18 protein-coding genes are annotated in these 20,646 nt (G+C 55.5%); 15 read left to right on the top strand and 3 right to left on the bottom strand.

The annotated features are described in order from the left end of the window. Positions 1 to 9: 9 nt before the first annotated feature. From ACFSOY_RS15095 to dapA, 4 genes are read left to right on the top strand one after another with little or no spacing between them, the layout of a single operon-like run. Positions 10 to 612 carry a dipicolinate synthase subunit B gene (locus ACFSOY_RS15095; RefSeq protein ID WP_386047980.1) on the top strand — a complete coding sequence of 201 codons (603 nt, stop codon included), beginning with the start codon at positions 10 to 12 and terminating at the stop codon, positions 610 to 612. A gap of 38 nt (positions 613 to 650) precedes the next feature. After that, positions 651 to 1,688 carry an aspartate-semialdehyde dehydrogenase gene (locus ACFSOY_RS15090; RefSeq protein ID WP_386047978.1) on the top strand — a complete coding sequence of 346 codons (1,038 nt, stop codon included), beginning with the start codon at positions 651 to 653 and terminating at the stop codon, positions 1,686 to 1,688. A gap of 15 nt (positions 1,689 to 1,703) precedes the next feature. Continuing rightward, positions 1,704 to 2,921 (top strand): aspartate kinase, encoded by a 1,218-nt coding sequence (dapG, locus tag ACFSOY_RS15085; RefSeq protein WP_386047976.1) that lies wholly within the window; start codon positions 1,704 to 1,706, stop codon positions 2,919 to 2,921. A 51-nt stretch (positions 2,922 to 2,972) separates the two neighbouring features. Then, complete coding sequence (gene dapA / locus ACFSOY_RS15080; protein WP_386048361.1) at positions 2,973 to 3,848, top strand: 4-hydroxy-tetrahydrodipicolinate synthase; 876 nt, start codon at positions 2,973 to 2,975, stop codon at positions 3,846 to 3,848. Between the two features lie 60 nt (positions 3,849 to 3,908). On the opposite strand, the gene ACFSOY_RS15075 is transcribed toward dapA, so the two are convergent. From ACFSOY_RS15075 to ACFSOY_RS15065, 3 genes are read right to left on the bottom strand one after another with little or no spacing between them, the layout of a single operon-like run. Further along, positions 3,909 to 4,994, bottom strand: coding sequence for a GerAB/ArcD/ProY family transporter (locus ACFSOY_RS15075; protein WP_386047974.1), 1,086 nt, complete (start codon positions 4,992 to 4,994; stop codon positions 3,909 to 3,911). A gap of 18 nt (positions 4,995 to 5,012) precedes the next feature. Then, on the bottom strand, positions 5,013 to 5,246 hold the full coding sequence (locus ACFSOY_RS15070; RefSeq protein WP_386047972.1) for a hypothetical protein: 234 nt from the start codon (positions 5,244 to 5,246) through the stop codon (positions 5,013 to 5,015). Between the two features lies 1 nt (position 5,247). After that, positions 5,248 to 6,393: a Ger(x)C family spore germination protein gene (locus ACFSOY_RS15065; RefSeq protein WP_386047970.1), complete on the bottom strand. Its 1,146-nt coding sequence runs from the start codon at positions 6,391 to 6,393 to the stop codon at positions 5,248 to 5,250. A gap of 151 nt (positions 6,394 to 6,544) precedes the next feature. Between ACFSOY_RS15065 and ACFSOY_RS15060 the strand changes: the two genes are divergently transcribed. The 11 genes from ACFSOY_RS15060 to ACFSOY_RS15010 all read left to right on the top strand — a co-directional run bounded on the left by ACFSOY_RS15060 (position 6,545) and on the right by ACFSOY_RS15010 (position 20,646). Next, positions 6,545 to 8,104 (top strand): spore germination protein, encoded by a 1,560-nt coding sequence (locus ACFSOY_RS15060; protein ID WP_386047968.1) that lies wholly within the window; start codon positions 6,545 to 6,547, stop codon positions 8,102 to 8,104. 161 nt (positions 8,105 to 8,265) lie between these two features. After that, positions 8,266 to 9,933, top strand: coding sequence for a ribonuclease J (locus ACFSOY_RS15055; protein WP_386047966.1), 1,668 nt, complete (start codon positions 8,266 to 8,268; stop codon positions 9,931 to 9,933). 114 nt (positions 9,934 to 10,047) lie between these two features. Further along, on the top strand, positions 10,048 to 10,845 hold the full coding sequence (locus ACFSOY_RS15050) for a ClpP family protease (RefSeq protein ID WP_386047964.1): 798 nt from the start codon (positions 10,048 to 10,050) through the stop codon (positions 10,843 to 10,845). After that, positions 10,842 to 11,075, top strand: coding sequence for a YlzJ-like family protein (locus tag ACFSOY_RS15045; RefSeq protein ID WP_386047962.1), 234 nt, complete (start codon positions 10,842 to 10,844; stop codon positions 11,073 to 11,075). Before ACFSOY_RS15050 ends, ACFSOY_RS15045 begins: the two co-directional genes overlap by 4 nt. A 117-nt stretch (positions 11,076 to 11,192) precedes the next feature. Continuing rightward, the gene (locus ACFSOY_RS15040; RefSeq protein WP_386047960.1) at positions 11,193 to 13,760 is read left to right on the top strand and encodes a DNA translocase FtsK; all 2,568 of its coding nucleotides are present in this window, start codon (positions 11,193 to 11,195) and stop codon (positions 13,758 to 13,760) included. Positions 13,761 to 13,957: 197 nt separating this feature from the next. After that, on the top strand, positions 13,958 to 14,653 hold the full coding sequence (locus tag ACFSOY_RS15035) for a GntR family transcriptional regulator (RefSeq protein WP_386048359.1): 696 nt from the start codon (positions 13,958 to 13,960) through the stop codon (positions 14,651 to 14,653). Positions 14,654 to 14,754: 101 nt separating this feature from the next. Continuing rightward, positions 14,755 to 15,804 carry a BMP family lipoprotein gene (locus tag ACFSOY_RS15030; protein WP_386047958.1) on the top strand — a complete coding sequence of 350 codons (1,050 nt, stop codon included), beginning with the start codon at positions 14,755 to 14,757 and terminating at the stop codon, positions 15,802 to 15,804. Positions 15,805 to 15,895: 91 nt separating this feature from the next. Next, entirely contained in the window at positions 15,896 to 17,425 is a 1,530-nt protein-coding gene (locus tag ACFSOY_RS15025; protein ID WP_386047956.1) for an ABC transporter ATP-binding protein, read from the top strand. Further along, positions 17,422 to 18,489 carry an ABC transporter permease gene (locus ACFSOY_RS15020; protein WP_386047955.1) on the top strand — a complete coding sequence of 356 codons (1,068 nt, stop codon included), beginning with the start codon at positions 17,422 to 17,424 and terminating at the stop codon, positions 18,487 to 18,489. The genes ACFSOY_RS15025 and ACFSOY_RS15020 overlap by 4 nt, the downstream gene beginning before the upstream one ends. After that, on the top strand, positions 18,489 to 19,457 hold the full coding sequence (locus ACFSOY_RS15015; protein WP_386047953.1) for an ABC transporter permease: 969 nt from the start codon (positions 18,489 to 18,491) through the stop codon (positions 19,455 to 19,457). Before ACFSOY_RS15020 ends, ACFSOY_RS15015 begins: the two co-directional genes overlap by 1 nt. A 145-nt stretch (positions 19,458 to 19,602) precedes the next feature. Then, a complete protein-coding gene (locus tag ACFSOY_RS15010) occupies positions 19,603 to 20,646 on the top strand; it encodes an HD-GYP domain-containing protein (RefSeq protein WP_386047951.1) in 1,044 nt (347 codons plus the stop codon).

Raw genomic sequence — 20,646 nt, 5'->3', positions numbered from 1 at the left:
GTATCCGTTATGGATTGGAAAGGGAAAACAATCGGCTTTGGTCTCACCGGATCACATTGCACCTACGAAGAAGTTCAGCCGGCGATGGAAGCGTTGGTCGAGACGGGCGCCCGCGTGATTCCTGTGCTTTCGTATACCGTTCAGTCCACCAGCACCCGCTTTGCAGAGGCGGACGAATGGGTGGCGACGATCGAGCGAATCACAGGCGAGAAAGCGATCAAGACAATCCCAGAGGCGGAGCCGCTCGGCCCCTCCAAGCTGCTCGATTGCATGCTGATCGCACCCTGCACGGGCAATTCGCTCGCCAAGCTCGCCAATGCGATGAACGAATCGCCTGTGCTGATGGCGACCAAGTCTACGCTTCGCAACGACCGACCTGTCGTCGTCTCGATCTCAACCAACGATGGCTTGGGGTTGAACGCGACAAACATCGGTAAGCTCTTGGCAACGAAGAACATCTTCTTCGTTCCTTTTGGTCAGGATGACCCGTGGAAAAAAATCAATTCGCTGGTCGCGCGCAATGAGCTGATCCTCCCGACGATCGAGCATGCCCTGCGGAAGGTACAAATCCAGCCGATGATCGTGGAGAAATGGCGCGATTTGCAAAAATAAACGGATAAGCTAACATGACGAGGAGTTGGACGATCGAAATGGTAAAAAAAGAACGATACAATGTTGCAGTGGTTGGAGCCACAGGCGCAGTCGGCCAGAAGATGATTGAGACTCTGGAGAAGAGAGATTTTCCGGTCGGCGAACTTCGCCTGCTCGCCTCTCCTCGTTCTGTTGGACAACAAGTGACCTTCAAAGGTCAGACATACACGGTGCAGGAAGCTCGCCCAGAATCGTTTGAAGGGATCGATTTTGCGCTCTTTTCGGCAGGCGGTTCCATCTCGGAAAAACTGGCGCCGGAAGCGGTGGAGCGCGGTGCGGTCGTCATCGACAACACCAGCGCGTTTCGCATGGTGCCAGAAGTGCCTTTGATCGTACCTGAGGTCAACCCGCACATGATCTCCCAACACCGCGGCATCATCGCCAATCCGAACTGCTCGACCATTCAGATGGTCGTTGCGCTCAAGCCGCTCTACGACGCGTACGGCATCGAGCGGATCATCGTCTCGACCTATCAGGCGGTCTCCGGCGCGGGACAAAAAGGCGTCGATGACCTGCTCGATCAGACGCGTGCAGTTTTGAACGGCGAAGAGGTGGTCGGCAAACATCTTCCGGTCGGCTCTCAGCCGAAAAAGCATCAGATGGCTTTTAACGCCGTTCCGCAGATCGATGTGTTCGAGGAGAACGGCTTTTCGAAAGAAGAGATGAAGATGGTCAATGAGACGCACAAGATCTTCGGCGATCAAGAGATTCAGGTGACCCCGACCGCTGTGCGCATCCCGGTGCTCTACGGCCATGCTGAAGCTGTGTACGTGGAGACGGAAAAATCGTTCGACCTCGAAGAGGTGCGCCAATTGCTCGAACAGGCGCCCGGCATCAAGGTGATCGACAACCTGAAAGAACAGGAGTACCCGATGCCTGCGATGGCAGAAGGAACAAACGATGTGTACGTGGGTCGCATTCGCCGTGATCTGTACCATCCGCGCGGTCTCAACCTGTGGGTGGTCTCTGACAACGTGCTAAAAGGTGCTGCCTGGAATGCTGTCCAGATCGCCGAATACATGGTGAAATCCAAGTAGGCAGAAGGGGAACATATGCGGATACTCGTTCAGAAATTTGGTGGCACATCGGTTGCTTCCCGAGAGATCAGAGAAAAGGCGATCGAACATATACTAGAGGCGAGAGCGCTCGGGTATCGCGTGGTGGTCGTCGTCTCGGCGATGGGGCGCAAAGGCGATCCATATGCGACAGACACGCTGCTCTCCCTGATCGAGGAGCAGGACCGAACTTCCCGTCGTGAAGTCGATCTGTTGATGTCTTGCGGAGAGTTGATCTCCGGTGTGCTGTTCGCAGCGCAGCTGCGCTCTCAGGGCGTTGAGGCGACCGTGTTAAATGGCGGTCAGGCGGGGATCACGACCAACGATGATTTTTCCCGCGCTCAGATCCTGACGATCAACCCGAAGCGAATTCTGCAGGAGTTGGAGCAGGATCGAGTGGTGATCGTCACAGGCTTTCAAGGATGGACGAAGGAAAACGAAACGACGACGCTCGGGCGCGGCGGCAGCGACACTTCCGCAACTGCGCTCGCGGTGGCGCTCGATGCGGAAGTGGTCGACATCTTCACAGATGTTGAAGGCATCATGACGGCAGATCCGCGAATCGTGGACGATGCGCGACGGTTGCGCACGGTGACCTACTCGGAAATCTGCAACCTCGCCTATCAAGGGGCGAAGGTGATCCATCCGCGGGCGGTCGAGATCGCGATGCAGAAAAACATCCCGATCCGCGTGCGAGCGACGACTTCGAAAGATGAGGGAACGCTGGTCACTTCGCACACCGAGTCGGATCGGATCGAAGGGGAACTTCGCGATCGGCTGGTGACCGGAATTACGCAGACGGCGAACGTCACGCAGATCAAAGTGTTTGCCAAACCGAACATGCAAGATATGCAGTTAAAAGTGTTTCAGGCGATGTCGGTCAGCGGTATCTCTGTCGATTTTATCAACGTCAACGAGCGCGGGGTGGCATATACCGTTTCGGACAACGATACGAGCAAAGCGCTCGGCGTGCTGCAAGAGCTCGGGTATGAGCCGACCGTCACCCGCGCTTGTGCGAAAGTGTCGGTCGTCGGTGCTGGGATTGCGGGCGTGCCGGGCGTGATGGCCTTGATTCTCGATGCGCTGACCAGCGAAGGGATCGAGATCCTGCAGTCTGCCGATTCGCATACGACGATCTGGTGCTTGGTGCGTGGCGAGGATATGGCGCGTGCAGTTCGCGCGTTGCACCATAAATTCGAACTGCACGTTCTTTGAGAGACAACAGATGATGAAGTAAACAACAAGGATGGTGTGGAGACAGTGGCAGTGGATTTTGGAAGGCTTCTTACCGCGATGGTCACTCCGTTTGATGACAACCTAAACATCGACTACGGTCGATTGGACACGCTGATCGAGCATCTGATCTCGACGGGCACAACGACGCTCGTCGTCTCAGGCACGACGGGAGAATCGCCGACGTTAACGCACGAGGAAAAGCTCGCTCTGTTCAAATATGTGGTCGAGCGTGCGGCAGGTCGCGTCAAAGTGGTCGCCGGAACGTCGAGCAACAGCACGCAAGCATCCGTTTCGCTTTCCCAAGCGGCGGAGGCGGCAGGCGTGGACGGACTTTTGCTCGTCGTCCCCTATTACAACAAGCCATCGCAAGAAGGCATGTATCAACATTTCAAAGCGATCGCCGAATCGGTAAAGATTCCGTGCATTCTCTATAACATTCCGGGGCGGACCGGGGTGAACATGACGTCAGACACCACGTTGCGACTCGCTGAGATTGACAACATCGTGGCGACCAAAGAGTCGAGCGGCGATTTCAATCAGATTTCGGAGATCACATCTGCTGCGCCGCAAGATTTTAAAGTGTACAGCGGCGATGACTATCTGACGCTGCCGATGCTGTCGATCGGTGCGTATGGCATCGTCTCGGTCGCGTCGCACGTCGTCGGCAGCGAGATGACGGAGATGATCCACGCGTTTGTAGCAGGGCGAGTGGAAGAGGCGTCAGCACTTCATGCGAAACTGCTTCCGATCTTCCAAGGGCTGTTCCTGTCGACCAATCCGACGTTGGTCAAAGAGGCGCTGAACATGAGCGGCATTCCAGTCGGAGGTGTGCGCCTGCCGTTGGTTGCAGCTGAGCCAGAACTGGTCGAAGAGGTCGGCAAGCGACTGCGATCGATCAAAGGGTAGCAAGATCGAGAAGAGCCGTTCGATTGAGGATCTTCCAAGTGCGATGAACTTGGAGGGTCTTCAGGTCGAACGGCTCTTTTTGTTGATCGATACGAGGAGCAAAGTCAAGGGGATCAGCAGTTGAAACGGGAGCGAATAGTACGGCCACACCTCATTTTTAAACAGGTACATCTCTGCTTGATTGCGATAGTGGAGCTGTGACAGCCATGCCAACAACAACCCGAGGGGGAACAGAAAGGTGCGGGAAGAGTTGCTCTTCAAAGTGCGGCTGAGCGCATCGCTGCAGACGAACAGGCAGACGCTGATCTTTAAAAAGCCGCAGAGCATCCAGACGACGAACGCGAGCGGTTCTAGTCGTTCCAAAAAATCGGCGACCGAGATGTAAGAGAATGCCAAGAAGGACGGAAACTGCAGCCGATCGCTCAACTCGCTGAAGACGAGCACATTGCGCACCGTATCGGCGAGCAGTACGAAGCCGGCGATCAATATGGCCCAGCGCACAGCAGGAGAGGCATCTTTCGACTTCTGCAGGTACGGGAAGATCATCGCAAACAGCACCGCCTCACCAAATGGGAAGGAAAAGATCTGCAACGCCCCTTCCAGCACTGGCGACCATCCCCGGTCGAGAAGCGGAAGAAAAAAATCGATATTCATATCGGACGCTTGCAGGAGATAGGAGATGCAAAGCAACAGGATGACCAAAAACATGATCGCTTGTGCACAGCGGCAGATCACTTCGATTCCCTCGTACACGATCCAAATCAAGAGGAGAAACAACGTTGCCTTGACCATCAATGGCGGAGTTTTCGGCAAGACGACCGTCAGGGTCAACTCTTCCAAATTGCGCATCACGAGCGCCCCGAGGTGCAAAGCATACCAGGCGTACAGCAGTCCGATCAGTCGGCCCGCTAGATTGCCGAGCTGCGTTTCGGCGATCTCGATGAAAGAGAGCCCCGGATGCTTTTGATACAGGGAAACGATGAGCATCGTCGCGCCGAGGCCTGCGATGATGGCCAGCAGATGGGAGAGCCAATTGTCGTGCCCTGCCACCGACCCTCGTGGCAAGATGATGGCGCTCCCGACTAAAAACATGAACAGCAGAGCGAAGAGCCCGCTACCAGATATTTTCTCGACTTGCGTTTTCATCCGTTCCTCCTCATCGGTTCATTTTTGAAAGAGCAAGCGTCCGAGCGGAGAAAAAACTTCTTGAAGCGGTTGAGAAGGGCTGGGCAGTTCGGAGCCTCCGATCAGCAGCGCGCCGATCACAGCTGCGAGGCTGATCAACAGGCTGTAGACGGCAAGCTCTTTCTTCATTTCCTTTCGTTTCAGGCGCTTGATTTGGAAAAGAGAGGCACAGGCGACGAAGAGCAGATAGAGAAAAACATTAAACCAGGACAAGTCAGAGCACCTCGCTTTCATCGAGCTGCAACGGAGGGCCTGACAGACCGGTGCGCTCCAAATCGATTTGTACAGATACGTTGATCTCGGCGGTGGGAAAGAGTTCCTCCCAGCGATCACGATGTGCTCTCCAAGCGCGAGGATGATGGCGGTGGAGCTCTTGTCCAAAACCGAACACGTCCGCTTTGTATTTCTGTTGCACCTGTGCGATCGTCTTGGCGATCTGACCCTCCATGTCTTTGGCGATCGATTGTTCGATCAGCGCAATATTTGGAGGTGATAACAGATTGAAGGGGGTGTCGTTTTCATGCACCATCGCGCGCACTTTCAACTTCACATCAAATTTGATCGGCGATTCCTCAGGCATCGCTTCTAGCTTCTGCTGCAAAGCGGTCATCTCGATCGCCACTTCCCCCTTGTTCGGGATCGAGGAAGTAAACAGTCGATTGGCCATCTCGCCGCGCAACCAGAGCAGCTGTCGCGTCTCCTTCTCATCCAGATAGCCGCAAAGTTGGAAATTCTGAAAGATCGCGGTGCCAGCCAGATGCATGTTTTTTCCGCCCTCCGCTTCGATCACTCCCATCACGGGTGAGATATCGAGCGAGGTAGCGCTGATCAAGAAATCGCGCAAAGTGACGCCCAGACCATTATTGGAAAGCGCCATCTCTCGAATCGCTTCTGCAGGCGCTTTTTCAAACGGGTACTTGAGCTGAAGCATCTCTTGTGCTCGCTTGTCTTTTGCGACCAAGATGTAGCTGCGCAGTCGGCTGAGCGGATCGCGGGAATACTGGTCAAGAATGTTTTTGATCCCGCGCTTGGCCAGATCTTCGCCGATCAGGATGATGCGACGATGGCCCTCATACAGTTGGCGGGACATGCGATTTTCGATTTTTTGTTGGGCATCGTGTAGGTTTTTGCCGACTGCCGATTGCACGATAAATTGATCGCTTTTGCCCTTCGGAGAGTCGGAGCTGCCGTTCGCTGGAGTGGCGATCTGCAACGTCATGCGAATCTTTCCATCCTCAGCCTCATCGATCCCGGTGGCCATCACCCAAGCGAGGTCATTCATCTCGATGCGATCCCAACATCCGCTAACACCGAGCGGGGAAAGGAGGAGCAGAACGACGAGCAGACCTCTCGACCACATCGGAATTCACTCCTTCCCAGCAACTGTTGATACGAATTGCAGGTAGTTTGCTCTTCGAATTCCAGCATTATGTAATCGTCTGCATAGTCTTCCATTTCAATTGGCTAAAGTAAAGGTACCGATTGACTTCCCACAGAATAGGGGGGCCGTGATGAATTCCAAGCGGAGTCAGATAGAGGAGGAACCGTTATCCGAGGTGCCGGAAAGGACGATTCCGGAAGAGCTCGCAGAGATCGAGTCATTGCTGCGGAACGTATTTGCCAACTGTTCGGACGCGCTTTATCGAGAAGTGGAACTGTTCGGTTCACAGAAAGGGCTTCTGGTCTATATCGATGGACTGGTCGATCGCAACCAGTTAGAGTCGGTCGTGCTCAAACCGCTCTTGTTTGCGTCACCAGACGGAGGGAAGGGTGGTGCAGGAGCTCTTTTGCAGGAACGCCTGCTTCCCGCCGCGCAGATGCGCTCCGTCTCCAGCCTGCGAGAACTGGTTAAAGGGCTGCTGAAAGGGGAGGTGGGGTTCGCCTTACAGGGCGAGCGAGAGGCGCTGTTGCTCGATATGAAAGGGTGGGAGAAGCGCAGCATCGAGGAGCCCGTATCGGAGACGGTCATTCGCGGGCCGCGGGAAGGATTTACCGAAAACATTCGCACCAATACGGGAATGCTGCGTCGGAAAATACGCACTCCGCGCCTCAAGATCGAATCGCTCTGCGTAGGGGAGTTGACACAGACGGATCTCGCAGTCGCCTTCATCGAGGGAATCGCAGACGAATTGATCGTCGAAGAGGTGAAGAAACGAATCGAGCGGATTGTGATCGACGGGGTGCTCGAATCGGGGTATATCGAAGAGTTTATCGAAGATGTCCCATTCTCACCGTTCCCGCAAGTCAAGAACACAGAACGGCCCGATGTGGTGGCAGCCAACCTGTTGGAGGGGAGGGTGGCAGTCTTTGTGGACGGCACTCCGTTCGTCCTGATCGTACCTGTGACGATCTGGGGAGCGTTGCATGCGGATGAAGACTACTACGAGCGGTTTCTGTTCACTTCGCTGATTCGGTGGGTGCGGATCGTCTTTTTGTTCATCGCTTTGCTCTTGCCCTCCATCTATGTGGCGATCACCACGTTTCATCAGCAGATGTTGCCAACCAACCTTTTGCTATCGATCGCATCGGCTCGCGAGGAAAGCCCTTTTCCTGCGCTGATCGAAGCGCTGATCATGGAAGTCACCTTCGAAGCTCTGCGCGAAGCGGGTGTTCGGCTGCCCAAGCCGATCGGGCAGGCGGTGTCGATCGTTGGCGCATTGGTCATCGGACAGGCGGCGGTGCAAGCGGGCATCGTGTCCGCGCCGATGGTGATCGTCGTTTCGATCACAGGCATCGCATCATTTACCATCCCAGGCTTCAACCTCGCCATCGCCATTCGAATGCTGCGCTTTCCGATGATTGTGTTGGCCGGCACTTTCGGACTGTATGGCATCACGCTCGGCCTGCTCGCAATTCTGATTCATACGACGAGCCTGCGGTCGTTTGGCGTTCCATACCTGACGCCCCTTGCGCCCCTGATGATCAGCAACTTGCGCGACGTGCTCCTGCGCGCGCCATGGTGGGCGATGAACCTGCGCCCTCGGCTTGTCGCCAAGCAAAACATCGTTCGCGTTCCGCCAGGACAAATGCCCTCTCCCAAGCGTGAAGATCGGTCAAAATCGAAGGAATAGCCGCGCGTGTAAGCTAACTTTTTGGCGGCAATACTACCGACAATGGCTCTCTTGTAACGAGGTAATTGTTCATGTATAATATTTACCAAGTGACTGGTACGGGTTTTCGGCGACACGAACTGGGACAAGCGAATGAATCGGTATATTTTGGAGGTGTAGTTTTGAGCAAGAACAACAACAAATTGTCGATCATCCCGTTGGGCGGCGTTGGGGAAATCGGCAAGAATATGACGGCTTATGTGTATGGCAACGACATCATCGTGGTGGATGCCGGCCTGAAGTTCCCGGAAGAGGAGATGCTTGGGATCGATATTGTCATCCCGGACATCACCTATCTGATCGAGAACAAGAACAAGATCCGCGGGATCTTTATCACACACGGCCACGAAGACCATATCGGCGGTCTTCCTTATTTCTTGAAGCATATCAACGTGCCGGTCTACGGGACCAGACTGACGCTCGGGCTGATCGAAGGCAAGCTTCGTGAGCACAATCTGCTTGAGGTCACCAAGCTGATCACCGTTACCAACAAGAACAACATCAAGGCGGGCGTGTTTACTGTCACCCCGTTCTACAACAACCACTCGATTCCGGACACGGTCGGTTTTGCGATCGACACACCGGAAGGCGTCGTGATTCACACGGGTGACTTTAAGTTTGACTTCACCCCTGTCGACAACCGCAAAGCTGACTTCCACATGTTGGCCGAATGGGGACAAAAAGGCGTCCTCGCCTTGCTTTCCGACTCGACCAACTCGGAGCGTCCCGGCTACACGATGTCGGAGCGCGTGGTCGGCGTGACGATCGACGATACGTTCCGTCAAGCGGAGCGCCGCATCATCCTCGCGACGTTCGCGTCCAACCTGCACCGGATTCAACAGGTGTTCACCGCTGCCGAGCGCTTCGGGCGCAAGGTGGCTGTTGTCGGACGCAGCATGGTCAACAACATCAACATCGCGATGGAGCTCGGCTATCTGCAAGTGCAGAAGGGCACTCTGATCGACCCGGATGAGGTCAACAAGCTCCCAGCAGACAAGATCGTCGTGCTGTCGACCGGTTCGCAGGGGGAGGCGATGTCCGCCCTGACCCGCATGGCGCGGGCGACGCATCGCAAAGTGGAGATCCTGCCGGGCGATACGGTGATCATCGCATCGTCGCCGATCCCTGGTAACGAGAAGTTTATCTCCCGCACGATCGACCAACTGTTCCGCATTGGTGCCAACGTGATCTATCAGCAAGTCTCTGGGGTTCACGTCTCCGGTCACGGTTCGCAAGAGGAGCTCAAGCTGATGCTCAATCTCGTGCAACCCAAATACTTCATCCCGGTGCACGGTGAGTATCGGATGCTGAAAAAGCACGTGGAACTGGCTGTTGGCACCGGCGTTGAAGAAGAGAACTGCTTCATCGTCGACATCGGCGATCAGATCGAGTTCCAAAACGGTCGCGCTCGCATGGGTTCGAAAGTTCCGGCGGGCACCGTGCTCATCGACGGGCTTGGCGTTGGCGATGTGGGCAATATCGTGCTTCGCGATCGCAAACTGCTCTCGCAAGACGGGATTCTCGTCGTGGTCGTCACGCTTTCGAAAGCGGAAGGAAACATCCTGTCCGGTCCAGACATCATCTCTCGCGGTTTCGTCTATGTCCGCGAGTCGGAACAGCTGCTGGACGAAGCCAACCGTATCGTCACCGCGACACTGCAGCGGATGGTCGCCGAAAATGTAAACGAGTGGTCTTCGCTGAAGACGGGCGTGCGCGATGCACTGTCCCGCTTCCTCTACGAACAGACGCGCAGAAGACCGATGATCCTGCCGATCATCATGGAAGTATAGCAGCACCAAAAGCCTTGGTTTCGCGAGAAGCCAAGGCTTTTTTGCGTTCACAGAATCTGCATACGTTGACGGGTTATGTCTCATACTACTGCTGAGAACTTAGAGGAGAGTGGTATGATGCAAGAATGGAGAAACGGGCGCATGGATATGCCCCCCACGATAAATCCCCCCACACCGCCTGGCGTGCAACCGACTTCACCACCACCAGGATTGCCGCTCGATATGCCAAGCCGTGGGCCGGTCGACAATATTGAGGCGCTGGGCACGACAAACGTCCCTTCCACCGACCAGTCGAACATCTACTGCATCAGTGTGATCGGGCAGGTGGAGGGGCATGTTGTGCTCCCCCCGCAGAACAAGACCACCAAATATGAGCATCTGATTCCGCAACTGGTCGCGGTGGAGCAAAATCAATCGGTCGAAGGGGTGCTCATCGTTCTGAACACGGTGGGAGGTGACGTGGAGGCAGGTCTTGCACTGGCGGAGATGATCTCCACCTTGTCCAAACCGACCGTCACGTTGGTGCTTGGAGGCGGACATTCGATCGGGGTGCCGATTGCGGTCGCATCCGATTATAGCTTTATCGCCGACACTGCGACGATGACCATCCACCCGATTCGGTTGACCGGCCTTGTCATCGGCGTGCCACAATCATTCGAATACTTGGAAAAGATGCAGGAGCGGGTGATCCGCTTTGTGACCGCTCACTCGCAGGTGACCGAAGATAAATTTCGGGAACTGATGTTGAAGACGGGCGAGCTGGCGCGCGATATCGGCACCACAGTTGTTGGGCCGGATGCGGTCAAATACGGGCTGATCGATGAGATCGGCGGTTTGGCGCAGGCGATTCGCAAGCTGAACGAGATGATCGCTTCTGCAAAAAGCAAAAACGGCAGTGAGGTGTTGCAATGATGCTCTGGTCGGTCATACCAGAGGAGCAGATCCTCGAACATTTTGATAAGCAGCAATACAATTGGATGGAAGCGGAGGTCAACGGGGTGAAGATGCTGGTGGAGCCGGTTGCTGAACAACCGGGATATGGCAGAGTGATTCGCCTGCTGTGCCCCGATCCGTCTCACTATCTCAATCCGAACTATCAGCCCGGTCAGACAGTCTGTTTGGCACCGAGCACCATGCAGTAGCATCAGCTTGCCGCTTCCCCCTTGAGGAAGTGGCTTTTTTAACTTTGGCTGAAGGAAATGTCCGAGAAAAGGAGAAGCTTTCATAGAACAAGAGTTTGGCAAGAACGGAGCGAAAGCATGGCGAGAGCGAAACGGAAAGGAACAGGTGCTAAAGGCACTGGGAAAATTGAACAGACAAAGCAGTTTCTCAAGTTTGAGCTGATCGGCCTTTCCTTGATCGCGTTGGCGATGCTCGGATTGGCCGCACAGGGCTGGGTGGGCAAGACGGTCGACTATCTGTTCATCCTGCTCGGCGGCAACTGGGATTGGCTGCTCGAATGGTATCTGATCTATGTGGCCGTCTACCTGATGATCAGACGGCAGCGCCTGAAGATGACCGCAAGGCAGTGGGGATTGATCGTCTTTCTGCTGGTGATGGTCACTTGGTCGCACATGAATCTGTACGATACGATCACGCGGGGTCATCCCAACACGCAACCCGATCTGTTTGACGTGACGATGGATCGGATCTCTGCGCAGTCAGACTACAATTCGGTCGTCCCGACGAAAAATGGGGAGCCGATTCCACGGCCGTCAGCAGGTGGTGGGCTGACCGGTTTTCTGATCTTCTCGATCACACACTTTTTGTTCGACACGGCAGGCACCCTGTTTGTGCTGGTGATGGCGAGCATCATGGCGGTGATCCTGCTGACGAAAAAGTCGCTTGTCACGATGCTTGGCAACGGCCGCGACAAGATGTCGACGCGGATGGCGAGTCTCTTTGAGTCGCTGAGCGAATGGTGGAGCCTGCTCTGGGAAAAGCGCGGGAAGGCCAAACAGGAAAGGAAGAGCCGAGCGGAAGCAAAAGGCGCGTCGGGCGACAGCGCGTCGCTATGGGAGCTGGAGGAAGACGAGCTGGCTGCGATGACTGAGCTCGCTCCCCCCGCGAACCTGGCGAACGCCGAACAGCAGCGATCGACCGAGCAGCAGGAGCAAGAGCGTGAGGATATGCCGTTTACGGTGCGTTCGTTTGCCGACCAAGTGGCGCTCGAACAGCAACCTGAAGCGAGCGAGCAGGGCCCAGACGATGAGCTGGACGTACCGAAGTTTGTGCAGGGCAACAATTCGGGCCAGATCAAGATTCAGTTTCCGGTCAAACCATCCACCGCACCGATCGATGCGCCACACCAGCTGCCAGAATTCCCGCTCAAAGGGGTGGCGAAGCAAGAAGATCAGATCGACGGGAAGCCCGACTTTCAGCCGGCGCAGGAAGATCTTTATGAGCTGCCGCCGCTCACGTTGCTCGATCCCCAAAAGGCTGGACAGAAGGGGATGGGCATCGCAGGGGTCAAGGCGAACGCGCGCAAATTGGAGCAGACGTTCGAAAGCTTTGGCGTTTCGGTCAAAGTGGTCAACGCGCAGATCGGGCCGGCTGTCACGCAGTATGAAGTACAGCCTGCTGTCGGCGTCAAAGTATCGAAGATCGTCAATCTGTCGGACGACATCGCGCTCGCGCTGGCGGCGAAAGACATCCGCATCGAAGCGCCGATTCCGGGCAAATCGGCGATCGGCATCGAGGTGCCGAACACAGAGGTGGCGGTCGTCACCCAGCGTGAGGTGCTAGAAGCGAGCGAGTTTTCTGGGAATGACTCGAAGATGACGATTGCGCTCGGTCGAGATATCTCGGGGCTTCCGATCGTCGGCAATCTCGCCAAGATGCCGCACCTGTTGGTCGCCGGTGCGACAGGCTCAGGCAAATCGGTCTGCATCAACGGGATCATCACATCGATTCTCTACAAAGCGAAGCCATCTGAAGTCAAGTTCATCATGGTCGACCCGAAGATGGTGGAGCTGAACGTCTACAACGGAATTCCGCACCTGATGGCGCCAGTGGTGACCGACCCGCGCCGCGCCGCCTATGCGCTGAAAAAAGTGGTCGCCGAGATGGAGCACCGCTACGAGCTGTTCTCCAAGACGGGATGTCGCAACATCGATGGTTTTAACGCGCTGATGAGCGAGAAGGGTGCACAGGCGCTGCCCTATATTGTCGTCATCGTCGACGAGCTGGCCGATCTGATGATGGTCGCGCCTGGCGATGTGGAAGATGCGATCTGTCGGCTCGCGCAGATGGCTCGGGCTGCCGGGATTCATATGATCATCGCCACGCAGCGCCCCTCTGTCGATGTGATCACCGGCGTGATCAAAGCGAACATTCCTTCGCGCATCGCGTTTGCCGTCTCCTCGCAGGTCGACTCGCGCACCATTCTCGACTCTGGCGGAGCGGAGAAGCTGCTCGGGCGTGGCGATATGCTCTACTTGCCGGTCGGAGCTTCCAAACCGGTGCGCGTGCAGGGAGCTTTTCTCTCCGACGGAGAGGTGGAGCGCGTCGTTTCCTACGCGAAGTCACAAGGGGAGGCGAACTACACGGTCGACCTGAACACGATTCAGGGCGATGATGGGAACGGAGCTGCCGATGAGGAGCTGGACGATCTGTTCTACGATGCGGTCACGCTGATCGTCGAGAATCAACAGGCGTCCGTCTCACTGCTGCAGCGCAAGTTAAAAGTTGGCTATGCGAGAGCGGCCCGCCTCGTCGACCAGATGGAAGATCGCGGCTTTGTCGGACCGTTCGAAGGGAGCAAGCCGCGCGAAGTGAAAATTACTCGTGACCAATGGGCCATGATGCAACAGTCCGCCTCGGAGTGATCTCCGAGGCGTTTGTTTGACTGAAATCGTCGAAAAGGGGGAGTTTTTGTACGTAGAGTTTATTTTTTTTGACGTTAAGGTAAAATATCGCTAGCGTATCTCATATGAAATATGTAGAATAGGGATTGGTGTCAGACATCTGACTATCCAGGGAGGTAAACGTGAATCTACTACGACCAGACACACGTCCTTTGTACATGCTGGTCATCGATCGCATCAAAGAGATGTCAGGAAGTGGTGAATGGCCACCCGGGACGAGGCTTCCTTCCGAGTTCGAGCTCGCCAAGATGTTTGGAGTGAGCCGAGCCACGCTGCGCGAAGCGCTTCGCGTGTTGGAGGAGGAAGGTGCGGTCGTTCGGCGACATGGCATCGGTACGTTTATCGCGGAACGCTCTCTGGTGCAAGCGGGCATCGAGCAATTGTTCTCTGTCACCGAGTGGATCGAAAGAGCTGGTCGCAAGCCTGGGACGATCGGGTTTACGGTCGGAGAAGAGCTTACGACCCAAGAGGATCAGGAAAGCTTCGGTTTCTCAGTGCCGGTTGAACTGTATCTGATTCATCGCATTCGCACCGCCAACGGTGATCCGGTGGTGTACTGCGAAGACCGTGTACCCAAGTCGATTTTGCCGCGAGGGCTGCACGGGTTTGATGGATCGCTCTTTGAACACTTGGAAGCGGCCGGTCGGTCGATCGCGTATGCGAGGACGGTGATCAAGCCGATCGCTTGGCATCCGGAAGTGTTTCCGGCGCTTGATGTAAAAGATGGCCAAGCATTGCTATTGCTTGAGCAGATGCACTATGATGCGAGCGACAGCCCTGTGTTGCTTTCGGCCAACTACTTTCGTACCGATACGTTCCACTTTCACGTCTTGCGGCGCAGACCGAAAGAATAACTGCGCAAGTTCGTCGGGAAAGTTGGAGAAGCTAGTATCAGTACATACCGAAAGATCTGTCTACACCATTTCGATCTTATGAGAGTGAGGGAATCTACGAAATGAAAGCGAATAAGTTTATGAGCCTTGCGCTGACCGGCGTGCTGGCAGCTGCCTTGCTGGCAGGTTGCGGCACAGACAGCAAGAAAGAAGGGGAAGGCGCGGCAGACGGCGGCAAGAAGATGACCATCGCGATGGTTACCGACGTCGGCGGCGTGCATGACAACTCCTTCAACCAAGCAGCTTGGGAAGGCTTGACCCAAGCGAAAAACGAACTCGGCGTCACGCCGAAAGTAACCGAATCGAAACGTGCGGAAGAATATACGCCGAACCTGAACGCGTTTGTGAAAGACAAAGGCGTTGACATGACCTGGGGCATCGGCTTCTTGATGGAAAAAGACATCAAGAAAGTTGCGCTCGACAACCCGGATGCGAAGATCGGGATCATCGACTCCGACCTCGGCGGTGACATTCCGAAAAACGTGACGGCAGTAACGTTTAACGAACAAGAAGGCTCCTTCCTGATGGGCGTACTCGCAGCAAAAATGTCCAAAACGGGCAAAGTTGGCTTCGTGGGTGGCGTAAAGTTTGCCCTGATCGAGAAGTTTGAGTACGGCTTCAAAGCGGGCGTGAAGACGGTGAAGCCGGACGCAGAAGTGATCGCCGTTTATGCGGACGCATTTGACAAGCCGGACAAAGGGAAGCTGCTGGCATCTCAACTTTACCAACAAGGCGCTGACATCATCTTCCACGCGTCTGGCCTGACTGGCGATGGCGTGTTCGCAGAAGCGAAAGAGCGCGGCAAAGGCAACTGGGTAATCGGTGTTGACCGCGACCAGTCTGACCTCGCACCGGACAACACGCTGTCCTCGATGGTAAAACGTGTTGACCACGCGATCTTCCAAGTATCGAAAGAACTGAAAGACGGCAAGTATGAAGGCGGCAAGAACATCGTGTACGGTCTGAAAGACGATGGCGTCAACTACGCACCGACCACCAAGAAAAACACGCCAGAAGATGTGATCAAGCTGATGGATGATTACAAACAACAAATCATCGATGGCAAGATCAAAGTTCCGGCGACTGCAGACGAGTTTAAAAACTTCAAGTAAGAAGCACCAAGAATAGCTCCGACCAACAAGGCTAGTGCTTACACACTGGCCTTGTTTTTGGATTCGACCTCTATCATGGGGAGGGAATGCTGTGCCGGCAGTTGTTGAGATGCTAGGGATCACGAAGCGATTCGCAGGGTTTACTGCGAATGACGCGATCAATCTAGTGGTAGAAAAAGGGGAGATCCACGCGTTGCTCGGGGAGAACGGCGCGGGGAAATCAACTTTGATGAACATCCTTTTCGGTCTGTACCAGCCGGATGAGGGCGAGATTCGCATCCGCGAGCAAAAGGTGCAGATCACAGACCCGAACATGGCGAATCAGCTTGGCATCGGCATGGTGCATCAGCACTTCATGCTCGTCGACAAGTTTACGGTCACCGAAAATATCGTCCTCGGCGCTGAGCCGAGAAAAGGCGTGAAGATCGACATCAAAAAGGCGGAGCAAGAGGTGCAAGATCTGTCCGACCGATATGGATTAAAGGTCGATCCGCGTGCGAAGATCTCCGAGATCTCGGTCGGGATGCAACAGCGCGTCGAGATTTTGAAAACGCTTTACCGCGGCGCGGAGATCATCATCTTCGATGAGCCGACCGCAGTGCTCACCCCGCAGGAGATCAACGAGCTGCTGGAAATTATGCACAACTTGGTGGCGGAAGGCAAGTCGATCATCTTCATCACCCACAAGCTGAAAGAGATCATGATGGCGGCAGACCGCTGCACGATCATCAGACGCGGCAAGTACATCGACACCGTGTCGATCGAGAGCACCAATGTGGACGAGCTGGCGGCGAAGATGGTCGGGCGCCATGTCACCTTCGAGGTGCAGAAAACGCAGGCAGAGCCGAAACAGGCTGTCTTGGAAGTGAACGATGTGGTTGTGGCCAGCAACCGTGGTGTCGATGCGCTGAAGGGCTTGAGCTTGGAAGTGCGGGCAGGAGAAATCCTGGGCATCGCCGGGATCGATGGAAACGGGCAGTCCGAACTGATCGAAGCGATCACAGGACTGCGCAAGATCAAGTCGGGCTCGATCCTGTTAAACGGCAAACAGATTCAAAATCGCCGTCCTCGCGAGATCATCGAATCGGGCGTCGGTCACATCCCTGAGGATCGGCACAAGCGAGGTCTTGTTCTCGACTATTCGATCGGGGAGAACATGGTGTTGCAAACGTACTACAAGTCGCCGTTCGCCAAAGCGGGCGTGCTTCGCTACAACGCCATCTACGAATATGCGCGCAAGTTGATCCAACAATTTGACGTGCGCACACCGAGCGAATTCACCGAGGCGCGCGCGCTCTCCGGCGGCAACCAGCAGAAGGGGATCATCGCGCGGGAAGTGGATCGCAACCCAGACCTGCTGATCGCAGCTCAGCCGACGCGTGGACTTGATGTCGGCGCTATCGAATTCATTCATCAAAAACTGATCGAGCAGCGGGACGCGGGGAAAGCTGTGTTGCTCCTGTCGCTCGAACTTGACGAGATCTTAAACGTGAGCGACCGCATCGCCGTCATCTATGAAGGGCAGATCGTCGGAGTCGTCGATCCGAAAGAGACCGATCATGATGAGCTGGGGTTGTTGATGGCTGGTGGAGGAAAAGAGAGGAGGGGGGCGCAGACATGAACTCTGTGAACTCAAAATGGAACGCGATTCTCGTTCCTGTGCTCGCCGTCATCCTCGGGATGCTCGTCGGCGCATTGGTCATGCTGGCGATGGGTTTCAATCCGATTCGCGGCTACGAGCTGGTGTTTCAGGGGATCTTTGGCAACGCTTACTATCTCGGTGAAACGCTGCGCGCTGTCACTCCGCTGATCTTTGCCGGTCTCGCTGTCGCATTCGCTTTTCGCACCGGCCTGTTTAACATCGGGGTGGAAGGTCAATTTATCGTCGGACAGCTCGCAGCCGCATGGGTGGGCATCTCGTGGAACCTGCCGCCTGTGATCCATGCGATCGTGGCAGTGCTCGTCGCGATGGTCGCAGCAGGGTTATACGCCGGTCTCGCCGGCTGGCTGAAAGCGAAGCTCGGCGTGCACGAAGTCATCACGACGATCATGCTTAACTATGTTGCACTGTTTAGTTCTAACTATGTGATTCGTACGTTTTTGAAAGGGCAATCGGAAGGCACGGAGGACATCCAACCGTCCGCTTCGCTCACCTCCGATTTCTTTTCCAGCATCTTTGATGGTGCGAGGCTGAACTGGGGGCTGATCATCGCCTTGCTGTTCACCTTGCTGATGTACTGGTTGCTCTGGAAGACGACTGTCGGCTATGAACTGCGCTCTGTTGGCTTCAACCCGCACGCTTCCGAATATGCGGGGATGAACGTTTCGAAAAACATCGTGCTCTCGATGGTGATCTCCGGCATGCTCGCAGGTGCGGGCGGTGCGGTTGAGACGCTCGGCGTCTACGGCTATATGGTGATCTCCGCAGGGTTTACCGGCATCGGTTTTGACGGCATCGCCGTAGCGCTGATCGGGGCGAACAACCCGTTTGGCGTCGTGCTGGGCGCACTGCTGTTTGGCGGGTTCTCCTTCGGAGCGGACAACATGCAGCGCGTCGAGGGAATTCCGACCGAGTCGATCCAAATCGTCATCTCGATGGTCATCTACTTCGTGGCGGCCTCTGCGATCATCTACCGCTTGCTCGGTGTGTTCCGCCGCCGTCGTCGTGAGGAGGTGCAGAGCTAATGAACGTTGCAGATATGCTGATCACGATCTTGAACGGCTCGATCATCTTCGCTACGCCGCTGATCTTGGCGGCGCTTGGCGGCGTGTTCTCCGAGCGTTCGGGCGTCATCAACATCGCGCTTGAGGGACTGATGGTCATCGGGGCGTTTGCAGCAGCTGTCGTCACGATCTGGACGGGAGAGACGCTCGGGGTGCCGGGCTGGCTCGCTCCGTGGCTCGGGATGTTGGCTGCGATGGTAGCAGGGATTCTCTTCTCGCTTCCACACGCGATCGCTTCGATCAATTTTAACGCAAACCAGGTAGTCAGCGGCGTTGCGCTGAACTTCTTGGCAGCAGGTTTTGCCCTGTTTCTGGTGAAGAAGCTGTTCGAAGGAGCAGGTCAAACCACGACCGTGCAAAACGTGTTCACTAAGATTGCGATTCCAGGCTTGCACGAGATTCCGATCATCGGTCCGGGGATTTTCAACCTGTACGGCATCTCCTACGTGGCGCTGATCTTGGTGGGGGTCTCCTACTACGTGCTGTACAAAACGCCGTTCGGCCTGCGTCTGCGCGCAGTGGGCGAGCATCCCCGCGCGGCAGACACGCTGGGCGTAAACGTCCGTCGTATGCGCTACATGGCGGTGATGATCTCCGGGGCGCTCGCAGGCATGGGCGGCAGCGCTCTGTCTGTCGCGATCTCGTCGAACTTCCAACATGCGACCGTCTCCGGTCATGGTTTTATGGCGCTTGCGGCGATGATCTTCGGCAAGTGGCATCCGGTCGGCGCGATGGGAGCCGCTTTGTTTTTCGGCTTTGCGACCGCCTTGTCGGTCTCCGGTCAAGTATTGGGCCTCACCGCCTATGTGCCGAGCGAGTTTTTGAACATGCTGCCCTATCTGTTGACCATCCTCGCGCTCGCGGGGGTTGTCGGGCGCGCAGAAGCACCGCACAGCCTCGGCAAATCATATGAGAATGGCAGTCGATAAGCGTGTTAAGCGCTGTCGCATCGAATGAAGGATGGAGAATACTCCGTCCTTTTCTTTTTGCTGGTCAACGATTGGATGCGATGGTATAATTTGATAAACTAAAATCACGTAAACAATTCAGTGGGGACCTGGGGGTGAAGCAGGAATGTCGACAAACGAGCGCATCTTGCAGACAACAGAGTGGCAGAGTGAGCTTGTCTTGGCCCGCGACATCTTGAACGAGCGGGGACATCTGGTCTTGCCGCGCGGAACGGCACTTACAACTCCGCAGTTAAATCGACTCAAGCAGTTGGGCATCAGTGAAGTGTGGGTTCGGGAAAAGGAGCCTTTCGTGCCGCCTTTGATCAGCGAGGCGATCGGAGAGACGTACGAGGTGGCAGCTCTGTTTGTCGAGGACCTGTTCGCCCAAGCATCGGTTGCCAAACAGTTAGATATTTCACTTGCGCCAGAAGTGTTGAGCCGCTTTTTGGACGCCTGTCAGGAAGAGACGAACTTTCTGAAGTTAATTCGAAATCTTCGCACTCTTGATGAGTACACGTTTCAACATTCGCTGGGCGTTGGACTGCTGAGCATGAAGATCGGCGAATGGCTTTCGCTGTCGAAAGAGGAGTGCGACGATCTGCTGCTGGCCGGCACCTTGCATGATATCGGGAAGAGCCAGGTCAGGCAGGACGTGCTGCAAAAGCCAGGTCGTCTGAGCCCAGAAGAGTATGAGCATATCAAGAAGCATACGAAATACGGTTACAAGCTGCTCCGCAATTCGGGCGTGAAGGAGACGGTGGCGCAAACGGCGCTCAATCACCATGAGCGTCTGGACGGGAGCGGCTATCCACGCGGCTTAGAGCAGGCGGAGATCGATCTGTATTCTCGCATCGTATCGGTTGCCGATGTGTTTAGCGCGATGACCTCGCGGCGGGTTTATCGCGACGCCGCCTCCTATTATCGGGTGCTGGACGAACTGGAAAGCAGCTCGTACGGAGCGCTCGATCCGCTGATCGTGCGCGTGTTCGTTCAGCGGATGGCAAGCTTCTTCGTCGGAAACATCGTGGAGCTCAACAACGGAGTATCGGGCAAAGTGGTGTTGATCCCGCAAGATCGTCCGACCCGACCGCTGTTGCGGACAGAGGAAGACTATCTTGACCTTCAGAAACACACCGACCTGTTCATCGAAAAAGTGTTGGAAGTGTGA

The sequence above is a fragment of the Tumebacillus lipolyticus genome, assembly GCF_042682745.1.
Taxonomy (GTDB): Bacteria; Bacillota; Bacilli; order Tumebacillales; family Tumebacillaceae; genus Tumebacillus_A; species Tumebacillus_A lipolyticus.
This window is presented reverse-complemented; position numbering and strand designations above follow the sequence as displayed.

Excerpts from the sequence above, each read along its gene's own strand:
- ACFSOY_RS15040 (WP_386047960.1), top strand. The coding sequence starts at position 11,193 with ATGGCGAGAGCGAAACGGAAAGGAACAGGTGCTAAAGGCACTGGGAAA.
- ACFSOY_RS15015 (WP_386047953.1), top strand. The coding sequence starts at position 18,489 with ATGAACGTTGCAGATATGCTGATCACGATCTTGAACGGCTCGATCATC.
- ACFSOY_RS15035 (WP_386048359.1), top strand. The coding sequence starts at position 13,958 with ATGCTGGTCATCGATCGCATCAAAGAGATGTCAGGAAGTGGTGAATGG.
- dapG (WP_386047976.1), top strand. The coding sequence starts at position 1,704 with ATGCGGATACTCGTTCAGAAATTTGGTGGCACATCGGTTGCTTCCCGA.
- ACFSOY_RS15045 (WP_386047962.1), top strand. The coding sequence starts at position 10,842 with ATGATGCTCTGGTCGGTCATACCAGAGGAGCAGATCCTCGAACATTTT.
- ACFSOY_RS15060 (WP_386047968.1), top strand. The coding sequence starts at position 6,545 with ATGAATTCCAAGCGGAGTCAGATAGAGGAGGAACCGTTATCCGAGGTG.
- ACFSOY_RS15050 (WP_386047964.1), top strand. The coding sequence starts at position 10,048 with ATGATGCAAGAATGGAGAAACGGGCGCATGGATATGCCCCCCACGATA.
- ACFSOY_RS15030 (WP_386047958.1), top strand. The coding sequence starts at position 14,755 with ATGAAAGCGAATAAGTTTATGAGCCTTGCGCTGACCGGCGTGCTGGCA.
- ACFSOY_RS15065 (WP_386047970.1), bottom strand. The coding sequence starts at position 6,393 with ATGTGGTCGAGAGGTCTGCTCGTCGTTCTGCTCCTCCTTTCCCCGCTC.
- ACFSOY_RS15090 (WP_386047978.1), top strand. The coding sequence starts at position 651 with ATGGTAAAAAAAGAACGATACAATGTTGCAGTGGTTGGAGCCACAGGC.
- ACFSOY_RS15020 (WP_386047955.1), top strand. The coding sequence starts at position 17,422 with ATGAACTCTGTGAACTCAAAATGGAACGCGATTCTCGTTCCTGTGCTC.
- ACFSOY_RS15095 (WP_386047980.1), top strand. The coding sequence starts at position 10 with ATGGATTGGAAAGGGAAAACAATCGGCTTTGGTCTCACCGGATCACAT.
- ACFSOY_RS15075 (WP_386047974.1), bottom strand. The coding sequence starts at position 4,994 with ATGAAAACGCAAGTCGAGAAAATATCTGGTAGCGGGCTCTTCGCTCTG.
- ACFSOY_RS15010 (WP_386047951.1), top strand. The coding sequence starts at position 19,603 with ATGTCGACAAACGAGCGCATCTTGCAGACAACAGAGTGGCAGAGTGAG.